This window comes from Paenibacillus sp. NPDC101420 (assembly GCF_050277435.1).
Lineage (GTDB): Bacteria > Bacillota > Bacilli > Paenibacillales > Paenibacillaceae > Paenibacillus_AQ.
The window spans coordinates 940,057-960,003 of sequence record NZ_JBNNSE010000002.1 but is presented as its reverse complement, the minus strand read 5'-3'; the positions used below and the strand labels follow the sequence as shown (position 1 = coordinate 960,003).

The following is a 19,947-nucleotide window of genomic DNA, read 5'->3' as shown; positions in this document are numbered from 1 at the left end:
TTTCACTTGTGATAAGTTTAAGCTTTGGCAGAGAAGGAGTTTCCTTGATTCTCATCTTCTTGCCCTGCGTTTGAAACCCAATCTTTCCATTCACCATTTAGCTCTGCGGCAAGAATGGCATCATTAGCTTCCTCACGACTTTCTTTGGAGCGTCTTCCCTGCTGACCACTTCCAGAACCAGGTTGGCGTCCTTCTTGACCCCACCCTGAATTGAGGGGGGTATTATTTTGTGTGACTTCCAATTTTTCTACTTGGAGGCCTTGAGACTGCAATGCCGCTCGAAGCTGGTTCATCTGCTGTTCCAACATATCCTTTGCTCCGGAATGTTCAGTCATAAACTGTGCAACCAGATGGCCGTTTTGCATAGTAATCTTAACATCTACTTGTCCGAGATTTTCTGGAAAGAGTGATATCGTAGCCTCAGCTACTCCGCCTTTTTGCACAATCTCCAATTTACCTGTAATAAAACCGGTCATTTCCTGTGCAAACTGATGAACGGGTACAGGAGCTACTGGAACCTCAGCCTTCAACGGAGCAGTAATTCCTCCCCTAAGAGCTAGTTGACCAGCAGTTACAACCTCATGATCTCCTTCTATGATAGTAGTTCCTGATGTGGAATCTTGAGCTGATTCTGCCTGCTTTGTCTCTCCAGTTGCACTGCTTTTAATCAATGGAGCGGTAAGCTCTGCTTCAGGATCTTGAACAGCTCCTGAGGTCACAGGCGAAGTTAGGACTGCTTCATTCTTAATTGCAGCTGCTTCTCCAGCACGATTACTAAGGTTTTGAATGGTTTTGTCCGTCGTATTACCTTTGCTTTCAGTCACTATAGGTTGTTGTACAGATACACCAGAATTTTCATTTGTACTGGAGTTCTTTCCCTTCCCCTTAATAGTGTTAGCGGAGGACTGTTCTAGTATTGCTGTGAAATTATTTAACAGGCTTATTCCTTTACTAGCAGCTTCTTCGTTCCCACTGACAGCAGCTTCCTGAATCATAGTAACTAAACTTTGCAAATCATCTTGAACAGCAAATCGCAGTGTATCCGCATGCTTAGCTAACGGCGACAAGCTTCCTGCCGACTCCGTATCAGATGTAGCATCACCCTCAGTCGCTTGACTTCCCGATAGAAGAGCTGATACCTGAAGTAGCCAAGCTTGTAAAGCTACCAGCACAGCAGGATCGCTATTGATGCTTTCATCTAGATTTTCAACATCAGCAGTTAGCTTCTCGATAAGATCAGAATTCTGCGTATCTTGTCCCCCTTGATCTTCTCCAGTTGTCTGCACTTCCTTTAAAAGACCTTGCAATAAAGAGGCTAGATTTCCCAGAAGCGGATCAGTAGGTACCGATGTGGTGTTAGCTGTGTTTCCTCCCATAGTTTGCACTAAAGTCTGCGCGAAAGGTACAGCAGCTGTTGTGCCAGTAGAAGTTGATGAGCTACCACTTGCGGCTGTAGCATTTGCGCTCACAAGCGATTGAACCACTAAACTCATATTATTTTTCACCTCCTTTCAATATTTATTTAGCACCCATCAAACGGTTAACAATCTTCGCGGTTTGCGCACTATCATTTTTAGTCATTTCTCCCAAAATCGAAGAACGAACACTATCACTAACGGTATTCATAATCGTTACTACTTTATCAGGGCTAATCTTATACATTTCTCCTAGTAGAGAAGCTGCATTGGCAGGCGTCATTGAACTAAAGGTTTGGTTCAACTTTTCCTTATCCAGATTTGTACTAGTTTTAGTCGTTTGAGTAGTGCTACCAGCTTCTTTTTTCAATCTAGATTGAAGAGCAGCAATTGCCATATCACCCGAAGAGGTAGTTTCTTTCAACTTAATCGTGACATCTGCCGCTTTTTGAGGATCCATTTTTTCCAGAATCGCAGTTTTACTCGCTTTATTCATCACGCTGAATATCTGCACCATCTCTTCTGTAGTCAAATTCTCCATAATCGGTGCAGCTTTGGAAGCTTTCATGCCCGCGTACAGCTTCGCCAGATCAGTAACCTGCTTCTGATAAGGATCTTCTGTTTCCTCACTGTTTACTTCAGCAGCTGCAGCAGCTTCCGTCTTCATCCCCTCAATTTGCGACTCTAGCGCCTGAACCTTGGTATCCTGGGCTGTTTTTTCATCTGTGACCTTCTTCAACTCATCTGCCTTCTGGGCAAGCTGAGCTTTGAGCTCCTTAATCGTTGAGTTTGAGCTCACTTCCTGCTTTTTGCTTTCTTCCTTCGGTTTAGAAGGATCTGTTGGCGGATCAGGAACCCATTTTTCCAGAATCGGAATTTTATTCGCAACTTCAAGCACGTTATTACGAATGTCCATATTAAAAAGCGTCAACAGTACTCCAAGCAGTACTAGCGTGAAGATAATCGGTATCATTAGAAATAAGAACCGCTCAAATTTCCCCGCTGACCCTTCATTTTCAAGTTCCATGTCATTATCAATTTTAGCCACTAGCGGAAACCTCCCGGGTTAGAGGGATTTCATCGCGAAGCGGACGGTTGCCATCTCATCCAGTTCGTTTTGTTCCCGTAAAATCATACTTTGCTGAAACTGTGTCTCAGCCTTATCTTTTGCCTTTAACCATACTTTTTCATCTAATACCTTTGTGCTTAACTGATCTTGCTTCTTCAAGACTTCCTGATGTGCACTTCTAATGTCCGTATGTTTACGGGCAATGCATATATCCAGGTATTCTACATATTCTTGTATTTCACGAATCTTCGCCATAGGTGCCTTTTGTTCTGCGGCATTTTGTAAAGATAACATAATAGCGCTCCGCTGAAAGGTGAGTTCATCCAGGCTTCTTTCTTGTGCCTGCAATTCTCCAAGCGCGCTTGAGAGCATCCATTCTGCCTGTGTCTTCTCATTGCCCTTCAAGTCAACGACTTTTTGAAAAGTATAATGAAATCTCATGATACTGAATCAACTCCTCGAGAAGTGTGAAATTAAAGACTGTTGAACTTCAGCCAGCGTAACTTTTTCATTCACTCTTTGTTTGGTGAATTCCCATATACTGTCTATATACTCCATCGACTCATCGATTTGAGCATTGGAGCCTCTCTGATACGCTCCGATATTAATTAAATCCTCTGAATCCTTGTACACGGCCATTAGTCGCTTAACATTCTCTGCTGCGGCGATCTGTTCTTCTGGCGCAATATCCTTCATTACACGACTAATGCTGGAAAGCACATCTATTGCTGGAAAATGTCCTTTGTTCGCAATACTTCGGTTAAGGACGATATGTCCATCGAGTATTCCTCTCACTGCATCAGCGATCGGCTCATTCATGTCATCACCATCAACCAATACAGTGTAAAAAGCTGTGATAGAGCCTGTAGGACCAGTTCCGGCGCGTTCTAGTAGTTTAGGTAAGCTTGCAAATACAGATGGTGTGTAACCTCTCATAGCTGGTGGTTCTCCGACTGCAAGTCCAACTTCACGTTGAGCCATAGCATAACGAGTGACCGAATCCATCATCAGCATCACATTAAGTCCACGATCCCGAAAATACTCAGCAATCGTAGTAGCAATAAGTGCTCCCTTAATTCGAATTAATGCAGGCTGATCAGATGTAGCGACAATAACAACTGACCTCTGCAAACCCTCAGGTCCCAAATCGCGTTCGATGAAATCCAGTACTTCCCTGCCACGTTCCCCAATCAGAGCGATAACATTAACATCTGCTGATGTATTACGTGCAATCATTCCCATGAGCGTACTTTTGCCGACCCCTGAACCAGCGAAAATCCCCACCCGCTGACCTTTACCAATTGTTAGCAAACCATCTATCGCTCTTACACCGATGCTAATAGGTTCTTGCACTCGTGGTCTATTGAGTGGATTGGACGGAATGTTAAAGGTCGAACTATGTGGCATTCGAGCTGGGATCAGGGAACCATCAAGCGGTTGCCCTAGACCATCCAGTACCTTACCCAGCAATTCTGAACCCACCTGAACACTAAGCGGCTTACCTGTTCCCACTACATCACAACCAGGTCCAATTGCCTGCAGTTCTCCAAGTGGCATTAATAGCACCTTGTTGTCACGGAAACCAACGACTTCAGCTTGCAGCGGCTTATTTCCTTTAGAAGGATAGATATAGCACACATCACCAATGCTAGCATCAGGTCCTTCAGATTCAACCATAAGACCGATAACCTGCGTCACTTTCCCATTGATCCTCACCGGATCGAGATTACGAAGTTGCTCCTTATAACGGTTACTATCAAGCATCTTCTTCCCCATTTCTCTGCTCATCGGTGTCCAGCGCGATTCTAACCAGCTCTTTCTTGATTTCTGCAAGCTGAGTATCAATTCGGGCATCTATGCTGCCAAAGGAGGAGCGGATTACACAACCTTGATCTTTCACAGTCGAGTCAGGCAAGATCTGTAGTTCAGCCTGCGAGTCAACCGCTAATGACAATTCTTCCCTTGCTGCGTTTACGAAAGCGAACTGCGCAGGTGATACACACAGTGAAATCAGCCCCTGCTCACGTTTACGAGCTAGATTCTTCCGAATCAAATCCATTGCAAACTGCGGCTCAACCGTTAACTGTCTGTCCACAATTTTCTCCGCAATATCACAGCTTAGCTCAACCAAGAAAGGTTCAGCTTCCTGAATAATGACATCCCTTGCCTTATAGGCTTCAGTTAAAACAGCACGAGCTTCATCCATCATCGCTGCAATTTTGAGCTTCATCTCTTGCTCAGCTTGAGAAACACCTTCTTGATACCCTAGCTGATAAGCCTCGGCTTTGACGGCCTCAACTAGATGTTCATCCTGCTCACGCCGCTCTTTCCACCACTCTTCAGCCTCCGCTTTTGAGGATTCAACAATCTGTTCCGCTTCAAGAGAGGCATTCCGTACTTGCTCTTCAGCAAATTCTTGGGCGTCTTTAAGCATTTGCTTACGTGCCACTTCAGCCTCTTCACGAGCGGGATCATGATAGTGAGTCTCGCTTACAGTCTCCTCTGGAACGGGCTCCTCAGTTAGGCCCGCATAGTGCCGGGCCTGCTCCAATCTTTTCAGTACATCAACTGGAACATACTGAGAATGCTTAATCAGCTTAGACAATGATGTCATCTCCTCCGCCACGAGCGATGATAATTTCTCCAGACTCTTCGAGTCTGCGGATCGTACCTACAATACGCGTTTGCGCTTCTTCTACATCACGCAACCGCACAGGACCCATGTACTCCATTTCTTCTCGGAATGTCTCTGCCATACGTTTGGACATATTCCGGAAAATAACATCTCGTACTTCTTCGCTTGCAACCTTAAGGGCAAGCTGCAGGTCCGCATTATCAATATCACGAATAATACGCTGAATCGAACGGTTATCCACATTGACAATATCCTCGAATACGAACATCCGCTTCTTGATTTCCTCGGCGAGCTCTGGATCTTGAATTTCGAGAGAATCCAGAATTGTGCGCTCTGTCCCACGGTCAACACCATTCAAGATCTGTACGATTGATTCGATACCGCCAGCATTTGTATAATCCTGAGTTACTGTAGCAGAAAGCTTCTGCTCTAGCACTCGTTCAATTTGTGTAATGACCTCCGGAGAGGTGCTGTCCATTACAGCAATTCTTCTAGCCACCTCCGCCTGCTTCTCTTGAGGTAATGAGGAGAGAATAGCTGCGGCTTGTTCGAATTGCAGATAAGACAATACAAGTGCGATAGTCTGGACATTCTCATTCTGAATAAAGTTCAAAATCTGGTTTGGATCAGCCTTGCGTGCAAAATCGAAAGGTCTTACCTGCAAAGTCGCAGTCAGACGGTTAATGACCTCCATTGCTTTTGCGGAACCAAGTGCTTTCTCCAGAATCTCTTTGGCGTAGTTAATACCGCCTTGTGATATATATTCCTGGGCGAGGCATATCTGATGGAACTCAGACATGATCGACTCTTTTTCACTGCTGTCCACTTTACGGACATTGGCAATTTCAAGAGTTAATTGTTCAATCTCCTCGTCTCTTAAATGTTTGAATATTTGCGCCGATACCTCGGGCCCTAGTGTGATAAGCAGGATCGCGGCCTTTTGACGGCCACTAAGCCCCTGCTGACTAGCCTTTGCCATTAGTTCACCTCTGTTCGTCTGCAAGCCATGTACGCAGCAGATTTACGAATTCGTCTGGCTTTTTCTTAGCCAAACTTTCCAATTGCTTACGAACTTGACTGTCATTCGTCACACTTTCCAAATTAATAGATGGAAATTCGGTAGGAACCTGCAATGGAATGTCTTCATCTTCCTCTTCCACAGTCTTCTTACGACTCCGATAGATTAGATATCCTCCACCTGCTCCAACCAGCAATGCAGCTGCTCCGATAGCCCATAACATCCATGTGGCAAGACCACCTGGTGTTGTATTAGCAGCGGTTCCGCCAAATTGTTGAGAATACACCGAAACCTTTTTGGTTAAATCAGCGTCTGTATATGTAGTACCTGAATCTGCGAGCGAAGCACGAACAATATTTACCAAAATGTTTTGAATTGCTGCTGATGTAGCAGCGTCCAAAGTATTTTGTCCTGTAGGTGGTTCAACTGCAACATTTATGGTTAAATCTTTAACAGTAAAGGGACTTGCGATAACATCCTTTGTAATTCGGTTTACTTCATAGTTCCTCGTTTCAGAAGATTCTTCCGAAGTAGAAGTATCCGTACCGGCTTGTGAAGGATAGCCCGCTACATCTTGTGAACCAGTGCCTGCCACTCCGCCAGTTGTATTTCCTTGACCCGAATACGAATTACTAATGATTTGTGAACTGATCTCAATCCCCTTCATGTTCTCTGTATCCACAGGGGTTACGAGATTCTCCTTCCGGTTTTCCTTGTCAAAGTTCAGCTTCGAAAATACAAGAACATCAACTTTATCTGGACCCGTAAGAGTGCTAAGGAATTGTTTCACATCTTTCTTTACTTCTTCTTCGAATTTCTTCTGAAGAGCGAAGTTCTCTTCGACTTGGCTGGAAACTCCAGCTTGTCCACCTTTGGCCGTAGGCATTAACTCGACTTCATTATTAGCAATCGTAATGTTATCGATTGGTAGATTTGGAACAGCCGTCTTTACAAGGTTAAAGTACCCATCAATATTATCTTGAGTGGGTCTGAATCCCGGATTAAATGAAAGCACAACGGATGCAGATGCTTGCTCTTGGTCAGCCTGGGAAGCAAAAACTGTTTCTTTAGGCAGATTAATCAGCACTTTAGCATCCTTAATTCCTTGCATACGTCTCATTAACTGTTCTACTTCACCGTTTAATGCATTATTATACTTCACATTAAACTCACTATCTGTCGTCCCTATCATTGACGAATTTTCATTAAAGACCTTATAACCGATAGAGCCCCCCTGAACAATCCCCTGAGAACCGATATCCACCTTTATTCGAGCCGCTTCTGTGCTTGGCACGGAGATGCTTTTTCCATCTTGGCTTAATCGGTATGAAACACCTGCTGTATCCAAGTAGTTCATTACTCCAGCTGAATCTGTGCTGTCCAAATCTTGAAACGCTACTTCATATTCTGTCTTTGAAAGCTGCATGGTTAATACTACGATTATTATTAGAATGATAAACAATGTAGAAAAGAATAAAATCTTCTGTTTACCACTAAATCTATTCCAATACAGGGTCACCTTCTCCCGATATTGGGCAAATCTTTCATTCACAGTGTCACCCCATCCGGAACTAAGCTAGGAATTAATTAAATTTGAGTTCTCATAATTTCTTGATAGGCTTCTATCACTTTGTTCCGGACTTGTGTAGTCAACTGCAAACTCAGTAAAGCCTGTTGGGAAGAAATCATCACCTCGTCTATGTTCACTTCTCCCAATACAAATTTATTACTCATATCCTTTGCTTGTTGTTCCTGATCTGCTACTTTAGTGAGTGCATTCTCAAGATAAGAACCAAAGCTCTCCATGGCATTAGCAGGAGTGGATGAAACTTCGGTAGATGTTGGTTTCATGGCAAGCTGCTGTACAGCTTGAACCCCATTAGTGATATTCTGTATCAACTGTTTCCCTCCTAAAAGTTTTGTAAGCTTATGCTTCCTAGATTCACTTCGTACAAAACTCACTGTGGAAGCGTTCCTTGTGTTAATTACGTTTAGCGCCCAATTTCGAGTGCTTTACTTACCATAGCTTTAGATGCATTCAGCATCGTGACATTGGCTTCATAAGAACGTGATGCAGATAACATATCTACCATTTCTTTGGTAATATCTACGTTTGGCATATAGACATAACCTTCGGCATCCGCATCAGGATGGCTTGGGTTGTAAACTGGCTTTAACGGTGAAGTATCTTCTATAATGGACTGCACCTTTACACCTTCACTACTACTACCGTTCAATTTCGAATTTAGTATATTCGAGAACTTATTGCTTTCGGTAGCCTCCATAACAACAAGCTTTCGACGGTAAGGAACGGCTTTGCCATCAACGACCGATGCTCTTGTAGTTTCCGCATTGGCCACGTTGGAGGAAATCACGTCCATCCGCAATCGTTGAGCTGTTAATGCTGATGCACTTATCCCAAAACTACTCCCAAAGTTCATGCAATCTTATCCTCCTTGAATTACAGCTCGCATCATCGAAATTTGACTGTTGATCTGCTCGACATAAGAACTATACCTGAGTTGGTTCTCAGCACTTAACGCCATTTCTCGTTCTACATCCACATTGTTGTCGTTATTATTCATCGAGGTAGTTTCATCCGTACTAACGACAGCTGCTGGTACAATTCTATTACTACCAAATTGAAAATGTCGGGAGTCCGTTACCTTCGCGTTAAGTGTAGGTTTTATTCCACTTTCTTGTTGCTGAAGGAAACTTTCGAATGAAACATCAGAACGTTTGAAATTTGGCGTATCTTCGTTAGCCACATTATTCGCTAGAACATTTTGTCGTTTGTAGGCAGCATCAATGCCTCCCTGCAATCGTTGAAAACTGACACTATTCAGCAATCCCAAGATAATTCCTCCTTTCAAAGCTATCATAATGAAATGAATTCCACAACTTTCCTTAAAAAACCTGCTTGATTTCGACAAATAAAGTATAAAAGTCCTCTATTTATCAGTTTCTACGTCGAACCTTGTCGCAAAGTATAACTAATTAGTATTTTCACATACATTGATTTTCATTTAATTTGTATATTATTACAATAAGAAATAAGCCCTATCTTTTTAGAAAAGACAGGGCTTTTAGCACTTTATTGCTATTTTATTCCTTTTTTAACTCAAAATTATCTTTTTAATTGCATCTTTTTACATTTTTTTACCTATTAATGACACTAAATTGTAATTTTCTAATTCAATATGCCCAAATCCAAAAGAATAAGAATTTGTCGCATTAAAGAATATATTGACTTAGATCACGATCCTGCGCAATACTTGCCAATTTCTCACGCACATACTCTGGTGTAATAACCATAGTGTCCAGCGTCAGCTCAGGTGCTTCAAAAGAAAGATCCTCCAATAATTTCTCCAAAATCGTATGAAGACGCCGAGCACCTATGTTCTCCATATTTTGATTCACTGAAGCAGCTATTTTGGCAATTTCATAAATAGCATCTTTCTGGAACTCCACTTCAATGTCCTCGGTTTTTAACAAATTAACATATTGTTTCGTCAAAGCGTTCTCTGGCTCTGTTAAGATGGAAACAAAATCTTCCAGTGTAAGACTGCTTAGTTCTACACGAATCGGAAAACGCCCCTGAAGCTCTGGAATCAGATCAGAAGGTTTAGCAACATGAAAAGCCCCGGCAGCCATGAAGAGCACGTAGTCCGTCTTCACAGGACCGTATTTTGTCATGATTGTAGAACCCTCTACAATTGGAAGGATATCTCTTTGTACACCTTCACGTGATACATCAGGGCCCGAACCCTTTCCTTGACTTGCAACCTTATCAATCTCATCGATAAAAATAATACCCGATTGTTCAGCGCGTGTCACAGATTCCTGAATGACATCATCCATATCAATCAGTTTGGTTGCTTCATCTTGAATTAGCACTTTACGAGCCTCACGGATAGGAAGCTTGCGCTTCTTCGTCCGCTTCGGAAGCAAGCTACCAAACATTTCTTGCATATTCATCCCCATCTGGTCGTTCCCTTGCCCTGCAAACATATCCAGCATAGATGGCGCTGTATCCTCAACATCTATTTCAATGATATCTTCTTCCAATTGACCAGCAAGCAGCTTAAATCTAACCCCGCGACGGCGTTCGCTTAAGCTTCCATCTGGTTCGGAATCTTCTTTAGAATCCTCTTGTGAAGAGTTCCCGCCAAAAATCATCTCAAAAGGATTCTTCTGAGATTTATTTTTTGAAGACGAAGGCACTAAAATAGAGACAATCCGCTCATTAGCCAGTTCTTCTGCACGGTCTTTCACTTTTTCCGTACGCTCTAGCTTCACCATACGAATAGAGGTCTCAACTAAATCACGCACCATAGACTCCACATCTCGCCCTACATAACCCACCTCAGTGAATTTGGTTGCCTCCACTTTGATGAACGGAGCATTAACGAGCTTAGCTAGACGCCGAGCAATCTCAGTTTTCCCTACACCAGTAGGTCCGATCATCAAGATGTTCTTAGGAACAACTTCATCACGCAGTTCCTCAGCCAGCAGACTGCGCCGATAACGATTACGAAGGGCAACAGCTACCGATTTCTTAGCTTGTTTCTGACCTACAATATATTTATCCAATTCAGCTACGATTTGACGGGGTGTTAGCGATTGATTCACCATCGTGAATTCCTCCTTGTCTCTATGGCACTGAGCCTATAATTGCTCAACAATAATATTGGAGTTAGTATACACACATATTTCTGATGCAATCTGAAGAGCTTCACGAGCGATATCCGCAGCAGCAAGATTTGGAGCATGACGTTTGAGCGCGCGACCGGAAGCAAGTGCAAAGTTACCACCGGAACCAATAGCGAGCACATCATCATCTGGCTCGATAATTTCACCATTTCCGGAGATCAAGAGCATTCCTTCCTTGTCCATAACAATCATCAATGCCTCAAGTTTTCGAAGAATACGATCTTGACGCCAGTCTTTCGCCAATTCTACGGCTGCCCGTTGCAGGTTTCCATGATGCTCCTCCAACTTGCCTTCGAATTTTTCGAACAAAGTGATAGCATCGGCCACAGATCCTGCAAACCCTGCTATTACTTGTCCTCTGTATAAGCGACGAACTTTTCTGGCCGTCGTCTTCATAATTACACTCTCTCCGAATGTAACCTGACCATCACCTGCTATAGCTGCCTGTCCGTTATGTCTTACAGCACAAATTGTAGTCGCATGAAAGCTGGGTACCATGATTGTAGTTACCTCCTTAAGATGGGCTTTGTTCAAAAATAAGAAGTATACGTTTCACGTTATACATTATCCTTATATTTCTCACTTAAACGCTAACGCTTATCATCCTTATAAGGACGCCCAAGGCGCTTATTCTTGGTTGTCGATAGCCTCCGGCTCTATATAAGCAAGGCCCGTACGATTGGCGTACTCGGCAAGACTATCTAGTGCACGATGCGCTAACATCTCATTCTTTTCTTTCTTATTACGGATTTTCTTCTCCACCTTCGGCAGAAGACCAAAATTGGCATTCATAGGCTGAAAATGCTCCGGATCAGCGGAAGTGATATAAGCAGGCATACTACCAAGCACCGTGTCTTGTGGGAAGATCAGTCCTTCTTGACCGAGTGCGGCTCTAGCAGCGTTAATGCCGGCAATCAGACCTGAAGCTGCTGATTCCACATAACCTTCCACGCCAGTCATCTGTCCAGCAAAGTACAGCCTTTCTTTACCCTTCATTTGATAAGTAGGATGCAAGAGTTTAGGAGAATTAATAAAGGTATTTCTGTGCATTACCCCATACCGAACGTATTCAGCGTTCTCAAGACCTGGAATCAGCGAAAATACCCGCTTCTGTTCGCCCCATTTCAAGTGCGTTTGAAAACCCACCAGATTGTAAAGCGTTCCAGCAGCGTTATCCTGACGAAGCTGCACTACCGCGTAAGGTAGCTTACCTGTGTGCGGATTGATAAGCCCAACAGGCTTCATCGGACCAAACAATGCAGTTTGCTTACCGCGCTTCATCATGATTTCGATAGGCATACAGCCCTCAAAGTATATCTCTTTCTCAAAATCCTTGAGTGCCGCCGTCTCTGCAGAAATCAACGCGTCATAAAACACGTCAAACTCCTCTTCAGTCATAGGACAGTTCAAATATGCTGCTTCCCCTTTGTCATAACGGGAAGCCAGATACACTTTATTCATATCAATACTGTCCTTCTCAACAATCGGTGCTGCAGCATCATAAAAATAGAAATACTCTTCACCTAATAGACCCTTAATTTCAGCAGATAATGCAGGGGAAGTTAGTGGACCCGTTGCAATAACAACAATCCCTTCCTCCGGTATATGCGTAAGTTCTTCATTTATGACTTCCACGAGCGGATGATTATGCAATGTACTCGTAATTTCTCCCGAGAAACCATCCCGATCCACGGCAAGTGCACCGCCAGCAGGTACAGCGTGGCGATCAGCCGCACCTAATACAAGAGAGTTTAAACGTCGCATTTCTTCCTTTAATACACCCACCGCATTGCCTAAACCATTTGCACGCAAGGAGTTGCTGCATACTAGTTCTGCGAATTGATTGGTGTGGTGTGCTGGCGTCTTCACCACTGGTCTCATTTCATACAATCTTACCGGTACGCCTTGAGAGGCTATTTGCCAGGCCGCTTCACTACCTGCGAGACCTGCTCCAATTACTGTTACCTTTGCTGTATCTGTCACTGTCTTATTTCCTCCTGTAGAGACTATTATTCTGCTAACTCTTCTTCGTTGTCTAAAACTGCCTCTGTATGGTCACAAGACGTACATTGCAGTTTGGTGCCTTGCTTATTGCGTTTCTCAATCATCCAAGCCCCGCAAGATGGACATGGTTTAGTGGATGGTCTATCCCAAGAGACGAAATCACACCCTGGATATTGATCGCATCCATAGAAGACACGCCCTTTTTTGCTACGACGCTCTACAACTTTTCCTTCATTACATTTAGGGCAAGTTACACCAATATCTTTGATAATCGGCTTCGTATTTCGGCAATCTGGAAAGCCAGAACATGCTAGGAACTTCCCAAAGCGTCCTAATTTATATACAAGTGGTTTACCACATTTCTCGCAGATCTCATCAGAGACTTCATCTTCAATCTCGATTTCTTTCATTTCTTCTTCGGCAAACACTAAGCGTTTCTCGAAAGACTCGTAAAATTCAGCAAGAACCTTCACCCAATCTTCTGAGCCTTCTTCCACATGGTCAAGATCGCCTTCCATATTAGCCGTAAACTCTACGTTCAATATTTCCGGGAAAAATTGTTCCATCTGCTCGATGACAAGTTCTCCAAGCTCTGTAGGCATAAATTTCTTCTCTTCAATCGCTACATAACCACGTTTCTGAATCGTTTCAAGCGTTGGTGCATACGTACTTGGGCGTCCTATCCCTAATTCCTCAAGTGTCTTTACAAGCCTTGCTTCTGTATATCGCGGTGGTGGCTGTGTAAAATGCTGCTTCGGCTCGATCTCTTGCTTATTTAAAGCATCTCCCGCTTCAAGAGGCGGTAAATACTTATCTTCATCTGTAGTTCCATCATCGTTACCTTCCACGTAAACCTTCATGAACCCTGGGAATGAAACCTTCGAACCCACCGCTCTGAATGTGGCTGTACCTGCTTCTATATCAACCGAGAGTGTATCAAGAAGAGCCGACGCCATTTGACTGGATACGAACCGCTCCCACACCAGTTTGTAAAGACGGAATTGATCCCGGCTTAAGAACTCTTTGACCATTTCCGGTTCACGAAGTGCTGAAGTTGGTCGGATCGCTTCATGCGCTTCTTGCGCTCCAGCCGCTTTCTTTGAATACTGACGAGGGGCATCAGGTAAGAACTTTTCACCATACTTAGCAGTAATCAGCTCTTTAGCTTCATCCTGTGCAGTGACAGATAATCGTGTCGAGTCCGTACGCATATAGGTGATCAAACCTACGGTTCCCTCTTTGCCTAGTTCCACACCTTCGTATAATTGCTGGGCAACAGACATTGTCTTAGCTGCACGGAATCCAAGCTTACGAGCTGCTTCCTGTTGAAGGGAACTTGTTGTAAAAGGAGCCGAAGGATGCCGTTGTCTTTCCTTCTCCTTCACATTACTTACCTTAAAAGCTGCGTTCTTGATTGCCTCAAGGACCTCTTGAACATCGCTTTCCTGATTAAGTTCCTTCTTCACACCATTCAGCTTATGAAACTTAGCTTCAAAGACAGAATCTCGAATCCCAAGTTTAGCTGTAATACTCCAATATTCAGTAGGTACAAAAGCGGAGATTTCATTCTCACGATCCATTATGATCTTTACAGCTACAGATTGAACACGTCCAGCAGATAACCCTTTTTTGACTTTCTTCCATAATAGAGGGCTAATCTTGTAACCTACTAGCCGATCCAGTATACGTCTTGCCTGCTGTGCATTCACAAGATCCATGTTAATCTTGCGTGGCGTCTTAAAAGCATCCTTCACCGCTTGTTTGGTGATCTCATTAAATACAACTCGACATTCCTGTGTATTATCTAAATCCAGGGCATGTGCCAAGTGCCAAGCAATTGCTTCTCCTTCGCGATCGGGGTCAGCTGCGAGATAGACTTTTTTCACTTTTTTACTAGCGTCTTTTAATTCCTTCAATATAGAACCTTTACCACGAATCGTAATATATTTGGGATTGAAATCATTCTCGACCTCAACACCAATTTGACTCTTCGGTAGATCTCTGATGTGTCCCATAGATGCCTTTACAATATACTTACTACCTAGATATTTGCCAATTGTCTTCGCTTTCGCGGGCGATTCGACAATAACCAATGCATCTGCCATAGACTCTTCCTCCTCGTTAACACTCGTACCTCTATATTAAATTACCTTATAAATAGCTCCTGGTAATTGTGCTACCGCTTTTTTTATGATTAAAGATAACAGAACTGAATGCAAATGTCCAAAATCCCATCCTGTCCTCACAAGCAGATCGTCCAAAATAAAGGGGCCTTGATGCAGTATATGGTATAGGTGTAACTCCTCATTTGTCAATTTCTTTTCAATTAACAAATCGTCAGCCACCTGTTTAGAGGGACCGCTTTCACCCGTTTTTGAGAGGTTTGTCGGGAGAAAAGAAGTGTATTCTTCTAAAATATCTAGTGCACCGGTTACCAGCTTTGCCCCCTGTTTAATCAAATCAAGAGCACCTCTACTTTTGGGAGATGTAATAGGTCCAGGGACAGCAAAAACATCCCGTCCTGCCTCCAAGGCAGCATCTGCAGTAATGAGTGATCCACTTCTACTATCCGCCTCTACGACCACTGTCCCGTATGTGAGGCCTGCAATAATTCGATTGCGCTGCGGAAATAACCCAGGATGACTTTTGGTTCCAAGGGGATACTCTGTTAGCACTAACCCATCACGGGAAATCAATCGTTCGAGCTCCTTATTCTCAGGCGGGTAGACCCGATCAAGTCCTGTAGCCACTACCGCTATTGTGCCCCCACCGCTTCTTAGCGCAGCTTCATGACAGACGCTATCAATCCCCCTAGCTAATCCGCTAACCACTGTTAGACCTGCTTCACTAAGCTCTTTTGTGAGAATCTCCCCTACCTTTCGTCCATAAGCTGTTGGCACACGAGTACCGACCATCGCTACACTAGGTGTCGATAACAGATCCAAACGCCCACGATAATAAAGAATCCATGGTGGCTGAGCCGTCTCCTTCAATAAATGGGGATAGTCTGCATCAAAAATCGTAACCATGTTCACAGCACTTTCTTCCATTAGTAAGCGGCGGTTTGCTATCCACTCCAACGTATATATTGAAGCAAGTTGAATCGACACTTTCTCGCTCAATCCAACCTTTTCCCAGTCTTCTGAGCTACAAGAAAATGCTTTTTCTGACAAAAGCCCAGCTCTGCGAATTTTGTCGATAGTTTTCCAGCCAATGCCTTCCACTTCATTAAAGCCGAATAGTAGTTCCCGTTCTTCCATATCATTTTTCGCCCCTTAACATGGAAGGCCTAGCCTTCCCTATTTTGTGTTACACATCATGAAAACGCAAGTATTTCTTTAAATTCAATAAATTTCTATTTAAAATAAAAAAAGCAACCTTTCATCCCTAAATAGGAACAAAAGGTTGCTTACCTCTTTAATTAATTATACACGAAATAACCTCACTACGTGGAGTGATTTCTCTGTCTTAACTACACTAATTAGTGCGATGTAAAAGCATTGAGAATACCGCGCTCTTCAAGCACACTTACGAGTGTTGAACCCATTTCAGCAGGTGTAGGGGCTACCTTGATTCCGCAAGCTTCCAGTACGGCAATTTTTTCGCTTGCTGTACCTTTCCCTCCAGAAATGATAGCACCAGCATGCCCCATACGCTTGCCTGGAGGTGCAGTTGCTCCTCCAATGAAGCCTACAACTGGCTTGGTCATGTGTTCACGAATCCACTCTGCTGCTTCTTCCTCTGCAGTTCCACCGATCTCTCCGATCATAATAACTGCCTTCGTACCCGGATCTTCATTAAACAGCTTCAAAATATCAATAAACTCAGAGCCTTTAACCGGGTCTCCGCCAATACCTACAGCCGAAGATTGCCCAATTCCACGCGTGGTCAGCTGATGAACCGCCTCATAGGTTAGCGTTCCGCTACGCGAGACCACTCCTACATAACCAGGCATATGAATATAGCCAGGCATGATTCCAATCTTACACTCTCCAGGAGTGATAACACCCGGACAGTTTGGACCGATCAACACTGTAGAACGACCTTCCATATAACGTGAGACTTTTACCATATCAAGCACTGGAATACCTTCGGTAATACAGATAACCAAATCCAGCTCTGCATCTACAGCCTCCATGATGGAGTCTGCTGCGAATGCTGGCGGTACATAAATCACACTAGCAGTTGCACCAGTAGCTGCCTTAGCAGCTGCGACTGTATCAAATACCGGAAGACTAACTTCACTGCCATTTTCAAGGGTGATATTAACTGTCGTTCCACCTTTACCCGGCGTTACCCCTCCAACCATCTGAGTTCCATAATCAAGCGCACCCTTAGTATGGAACAAGCCCGTTGCTCCCGTAATACCTTGCGTGATAACTTTCGTATTTTTATCTACAAGAATGCTCATGCCTTAAGTCACATCCCTACTTATATTGTCAAATACGATAACTGGCTTCAACTTCCGAGCCATTATTGCACAAGAGATACAATCTTACGGGCACCGTCCGCCATAGAATCAGCAGCTACAATGTTAAGTCCCGATCCTGCCAAGATTTGCTTACCCAATCCAACATTTGTTCCTTCAAGACGAACAACAAGCGGTTTAGTCAATCCCAATTGACTTGCCGCTTCCACAACACCGTTAGCAATAACGTCACAGCGCATAATACCGCCGAAAATATTAACGAAAATTCCATTTACCTTTTCATCCGATAGAATGATTTTAAAGGCTTCTGTAACTTTCTCGGTAGTTGCACCGCCCCCTACATCAAGGAAGTTGGCGGGTTCGCCTCCGTAATATTTAATTATATCCATTGTTGCCATCGCTAGGCCTGCACCGTTCACCATACAACCAATATTGCCATCAAGTGCAATATAGCTCAGGTCATACTTAGAGGCTTCGATTTCTTTCAAATCTTCTTCATCTAGATCCCGAAGCTCTTGAATATCTTTGTGGCGGAACAAGGCATTGGGGTCAAAATTCAATTTAGCATCTAGAGCCATCACATTCCCATCCGCAGTAACTACCAATGGGTTAATTTCGGCAATAGAGCAATCTTTATCCACAAAAGCTAGATATAGCGCTTGCATGAATTTAACAGTCTTGCCTACCAGTTCATTAGGAATAGAGATGCTGTAAGCTAATTTACGAGCTTGGAAAGTCTGCAAACCTACTGCCGGATCAATGATTTCTTTGAAAATCTTCTCCGGATGTGTAGCTGCAACCTCTTCAATCTCTGTGCCACCTTCTTCAGATGCCATCATAACCACTCGGCCAGTTCCTCTATCAACAACGATACCGATGTAATACTCTTTAACAATTTGACAGCCCTCTTCAATGAGCAGCCGTTTTACTACCTTACCCTCCGGACCAGTCTGGTGAGTAACTAAAGTCTTACCGAGAATTTCGGTTGCGTAAGTACGCACTTCATCGATATTCTTAGCAACCTTTACACCTCCAGCTTTACCTCGTCCACCTGCATGAATCTGAGCTTTAACTACAACAACCGGTGTACTCAGTGACTCTGCGGCTTCTACCGCTTCCTCCACTGTATAAGCTACTTTTCCATTCGGTACGGCCACACCGTACTTCTTAAGCACTTCTTTTCCCTGATACTCGTGGATATTCATAGCGGTAGCCTCCTAAAGTAGCGTGGTGACTTAACAGGCAGCCTGTTGTCATCTCGCCTTCCGTTTTGATTGCCGCGGGGTTAGGGATAGGCTGATGCTAAACATGCAGCACTATTCCGGAACCAACAGAAACTGCTCTACCACTCGTAAAAGAATGGCCTTATTTCTGTGAGAGACATTGAGTAAATCTATAAGACTAAGCTTATACTTACCTATATGCCATATAAAGGAACCCAGAATAGTGTAACATGTTTTTAAAACGCTTTCCTTAAATATATTCATGATTTGTACACATTTTTTCGCTTGATTTCATGCCGGAATGCGAACGATCGCATAGACTCCTGATTATACTTACTTTTTACTATCTTGAGTGTTCGCTTCATGAACACGATTTAACAAGCTTTTGAACTGCTCAAGCAGCTCTACAGTTTCATCGCCGGACATAGTCGTTTCTTCCATCATTTTTCCAGGAATACAAGCCGCATTGCTTTGAAGTGCCCAGCCCTGTTCCGTTAGTGAAATCAGAACTTTTCGCTCATCTTGTGTCGAACGTTCACGCACGATCAACCCTGCAGCTTGTAGACGTTTTAAAAGAGGTGTCAGCGTACCCGAATCCAAAAATAGCGCCTCACCAATTTCTTTAACCGTGCATTGCTGCCGTTCCCATAACACAAGCATTACTAGATATTGCGAGTATGTTAAACCGATCTTATCCAAATAAGGTTGATACAGCTTTGTGATCTCACGAGAGCAAGCATAAATCGTAAAACAGAGTTGATTCTCAATCAGCAGCTCAGGTGTAGTCGTCATCTTTTGCATATCTTCTTCATTCATTTTCATATCTTATTCACCTGCCTTATACCCTTATTTTATCATAATTCACTCATAACATCATGTTAATAGCAAAAAATTAATTTGACATTATAGTTAATTGTGATAAATTAGATTGTACACAAACTAATTAGGAATTGGAGAGATACACAATGATGACGATCCAGCAAAAAATGTATGAAACCACTGTTAAAGCCGTAGGAGGAAGAAACGGTTTTATCGAATCAGAAAGCCCTAAGCTCAATCTTACAATCAGCACACCACGCGAAATGGGAGGTGCCGGTGGCGAAGGTACAAATCCTGAGCAATTATTTGCAGCTGGTTATTCCGCTTGTTTCGATAGTGCACTGAATATGGTTGCCCGACTCGGAAAAGTGAAAATTGAAGGTAGCGAAGTAACAGCCACAGTCAGCTTTGGTAAAGTTGAAGATGGAGGTTTTGGTATAGCGGTTAAGCTTGATGTGCTAGTTAAAGGCGTTGACAGAGAAACCGCAACCTCTTTAGTAGAGGCTGCTCATGGCGCTTGTCCATACTCCCGCGCAACCCGCGGCAATATCGCTGTAGAATTGAATGTACTGTAAGGAAATACAGAAAAATTTTTCTCAAACGAAGCCCTAACGGACACAGA

The 19,947-nt window shown here is 43.4% G+C and carries 19 protein-coding genes; 1 reads left to right on the top strand and 18 read right to left on the bottom strand.

Annotated features, from left to right (window positions below; all coding sequences use genetic code 11):
* Positions 1-17 precede the first annotated feature (17 nt).
* From ACQKMP_RS13180 to ACQKMP_RS13095, 18 genes are all read right to left on the bottom strand, one after another.
* Entirely contained in the window at positions 18-1,493 is a 1,476-nt protein-coding gene (locus ACQKMP_RS13180) for a flagellar hook-length control protein FliK (protein WP_052404339.1), read from the bottom strand.
* 25 nt (positions 1,494-1,518) lie between these two features.
* The gene (locus ACQKMP_RS13175; protein WP_331281384.1) at positions 1,519-2,463 is read right to left on the bottom strand and encodes a MotE family protein; all 945 of its coding nucleotides are present in this window, start codon (positions 2,461-2,463) and stop codon (positions 1,519-1,521) included.
* Between the two features lie 18 nt (positions 2,464-2,481).
* Positions 2,482-2,925, bottom strand: a complete 444-nt coding sequence (gene fliJ / locus ACQKMP_RS13170) for a flagellar export protein FliJ (protein WP_042189448.1) — start codon at positions 2,923-2,925, stop codon at positions 2,482-2,484.
* A 9-nt stretch (positions 2,926-2,934) separates the two neighbouring features.
* The gene (fliI, locus tag ACQKMP_RS13165) at positions 2,935-4,260 is read right to left on the bottom strand and encodes a flagellar protein export ATPase FliI (protein WP_042128931.1); all 1,326 of its coding nucleotides are present in this window, start codon (positions 4,258-4,260) and stop codon (positions 2,935-2,937) included.
* Positions 4,241-5,089, bottom strand: coding sequence for a FliH/SctL family protein (locus ACQKMP_RS13160; protein WP_042189449.1), 849 nt, complete (start codon positions 5,087-5,089; stop codon positions 4,241-4,243). The genes fliI and ACQKMP_RS13160 overlap by 20 nt, the downstream gene beginning before the upstream one ends.
* A complete protein-coding gene (fliG, locus tag ACQKMP_RS13155) occupies positions 5,082-6,098 on the bottom strand; it encodes a flagellar motor switch protein FliG (RefSeq protein ID WP_042128934.1) in 1,017 nt (338 codons plus the stop codon). The genes ACQKMP_RS13160 and fliG overlap by 8 nt, the downstream gene beginning before the upstream one ends.
* 4 nt (positions 6,099-6,102) lie before the next feature.
* Positions 6,103-7,689: a flagellar basal-body MS-ring/collar protein FliF gene (gene fliF / locus ACQKMP_RS13150; protein WP_042189450.1), complete on the bottom strand. Its 1,587-nt coding sequence runs from the start codon at positions 7,687-7,689 to the stop codon at positions 6,103-6,105.
* Between the two features lie 35 nt (positions 7,690-7,724).
* On the bottom strand, positions 7,725-8,036 hold the full coding sequence (gene fliE, locus ACQKMP_RS13145) for a flagellar hook-basal body complex protein FliE (protein ID WP_042189451.1): 312 nt from the start codon (positions 8,034-8,036) through the stop codon (positions 7,725-7,727).
* A gap of 92 nt (positions 8,037-8,128) precedes the next feature.
* Positions 8,129-8,578 carry a flagellar basal body rod protein FlgC gene (gene flgC, locus ACQKMP_RS13140; protein WP_042189452.1) on the bottom strand — a complete coding sequence of 150 codons (450 nt, stop codon included), beginning with the start codon at positions 8,576-8,578 and terminating at the stop codon, positions 8,129-8,131.
* Positions 8,579-8,584: 6 nt separating this feature from the next.
* Positions 8,585-8,992 (bottom strand): flagellar basal body rod protein FlgB, encoded by a 408-nt coding sequence (gene flgB / locus ACQKMP_RS13135; protein WP_076299245.1) that lies wholly within the window; start codon positions 8,990-8,992, stop codon positions 8,585-8,587.
* A 379-nt stretch (positions 8,993-9,371) separates the two neighbouring features.
* Positions 9,372-10,772 carry an ATP-dependent protease ATPase subunit HslU gene (hslU, locus tag ACQKMP_RS13130; protein WP_076299246.1) on the bottom strand — a complete coding sequence of 467 codons (1,401 nt, stop codon included), beginning with the start codon at positions 10,770-10,772 and terminating at the stop codon, positions 9,372-9,374.
* Positions 10,773-10,805: 33 nt separating this feature from the next.
* On the bottom strand, positions 10,806-11,348 hold the full coding sequence (hslV, locus tag ACQKMP_RS13125) for an ATP-dependent protease subunit HslV (RefSeq protein WP_042189455.1): 543 nt from the start codon (positions 11,346-11,348) through the stop codon (positions 10,806-10,808).
* A 129-nt stretch (positions 11,349-11,477) separates the two neighbouring features.
* On the bottom strand, positions 11,478-12,860 hold the full coding sequence (gene trmFO, locus ACQKMP_RS13120) for an FADH(2)-oxidizing methylenetetrahydrofolate--tRNA-(uracil(54)-C(5))-methyltransferase TrmFO (RefSeq protein ID WP_427469750.1): 1,383 nt from the start codon (positions 12,858-12,860) through the stop codon (positions 11,478-11,480).
* Positions 12,860-14,959, bottom strand: coding sequence for a type I DNA topoisomerase (gene topA / locus ACQKMP_RS13115; protein WP_340971005.1), 2,100 nt, complete (start codon positions 14,957-14,959; stop codon positions 12,860-12,862). The genes trmFO and topA overlap by 1 nt, the downstream gene beginning before the upstream one ends.
* Before the next feature lie 36 nt (positions 14,960-14,995).
* A complete protein-coding gene (gene dprA / locus ACQKMP_RS13110) occupies positions 14,996-16,114 on the bottom strand; it encodes a DNA-processing protein DprA (protein WP_339796823.1) in 1,119 nt (372 codons plus the stop codon).
* Positions 16,115-16,335: 221 nt separating this feature from the next.
* Entirely contained in the window at positions 16,336-17,265 is a 930-nt protein-coding gene (sucD, locus tag ACQKMP_RS13105; RefSeq protein ID WP_042128953.1) for a succinate--CoA ligase subunit alpha, read from the bottom strand.
* Between the two features lie 62 nt (positions 17,266-17,327).
* Positions 17,328-18,488 carry an ADP-forming succinate--CoA ligase subunit beta gene (gene sucC, locus ACQKMP_RS13100; protein ID WP_042128955.1) on the bottom strand — a complete coding sequence of 387 codons (1,161 nt, stop codon included), beginning with the start codon at positions 18,486-18,488 and terminating at the stop codon, positions 17,328-17,330.
* Between the two features lie 351 nt (positions 18,489-18,839).
* Positions 18,840-19,328 (bottom strand): MarR family winged helix-turn-helix transcriptional regulator, encoded by a 489-nt coding sequence (locus ACQKMP_RS13095; protein ID WP_269321761.1) that lies wholly within the window; start codon positions 19,326-19,328, stop codon positions 18,840-18,842.
* Between the two features lie 143 nt (positions 19,329-19,471).
* Between ACQKMP_RS13095 and ACQKMP_RS13090 the strand changes: the two genes are divergently transcribed.
* Positions 19,472-19,900, top strand: a complete 429-nt coding sequence (locus ACQKMP_RS13090) for an organic hydroperoxide resistance protein (RefSeq protein ID WP_042189459.1) — start codon at positions 19,472-19,474, stop codon at positions 19,898-19,900.
* The last annotated feature ends 47 nt before the right edge of the window (positions 19,901-19,947 follow it).

Coding starts and splice junctions, on each gene's coding strand:
- topA (WP_340971005.1), bottom strand. CDS start 14,959: ATGGCAGATGCATTGGTTATTGTCGAATCGCCCGCGAAAGCGAAGACA.
- fliI (WP_042128931.1), bottom strand. CDS start 4,260: ATGGGGAAGAAGATGCTTGATAGTAACCGTTATAAGGAGCAACTTCGT.
- ACQKMP_RS13180 (WP_052404339.1), bottom strand. CDS start 1,493: ATGAGTTTAGTGGTTCAATCGCTTGTGAGCGCAAATGCTACAGCCGCA.
- sucD (WP_042128953.1), bottom strand. CDS start 17,265: ATGAGCATTCTTGTAGATAAAAATACGAAAGTTATCACGCAAGGTATT.
- hslU (WP_076299246.1), bottom strand. CDS start 10,772: ATGGTGAATCAATCGCTAACACCCCGTCAAATCGTAGCTGAATTGGAT.
- hslV (WP_042189455.1), bottom strand. CDS start 11,348: ATGGTACCCAGCTTTCATGCGACTACAATTTGTGCTGTAAGACATAAC.
- ACQKMP_RS13095 (WP_269321761.1), bottom strand. CDS start 19,328: ATGAAAATGAATGAAGAAGATATGCAAAAGATGACGACTACACCTGAG.
- ACQKMP_RS13090 (WP_042189459.1), top strand. CDS start 19,472: ATGATGACGATCCAGCAAAAAATGTATGAAACCACTGTTAAAGCCGTA.
- flgC (WP_042189452.1), bottom strand. CDS start 8,578: ATGAACTTTGGGAGTAGTTTTGGGATAAGTGCATCAGCATTAACAGCT.
- dprA (WP_339796823.1), bottom strand. CDS start 16,114: ATGGAAGAACGGGAACTACTATTCGGCTTTAATGAAGTGGAAGGCATT.
- fliJ (WP_042189448.1), bottom strand. CDS start 2,925: ATGAGATTTCATTATACTTTTCAAAAAGTCGTTGACTTGAAGGGCAAT.
- sucC (WP_042128955.1), bottom strand. CDS start 18,488: ATGAATATCCACGAGTATCAGGGAAAAGAAGTGCTTAAGAAGTACGGT.
- fliG (WP_042128934.1), bottom strand. CDS start 6,098: ATGGCAAAGGCTAGTCAGCAGGGGCTTAGTGGCCGTCAAAAGGCCGCG.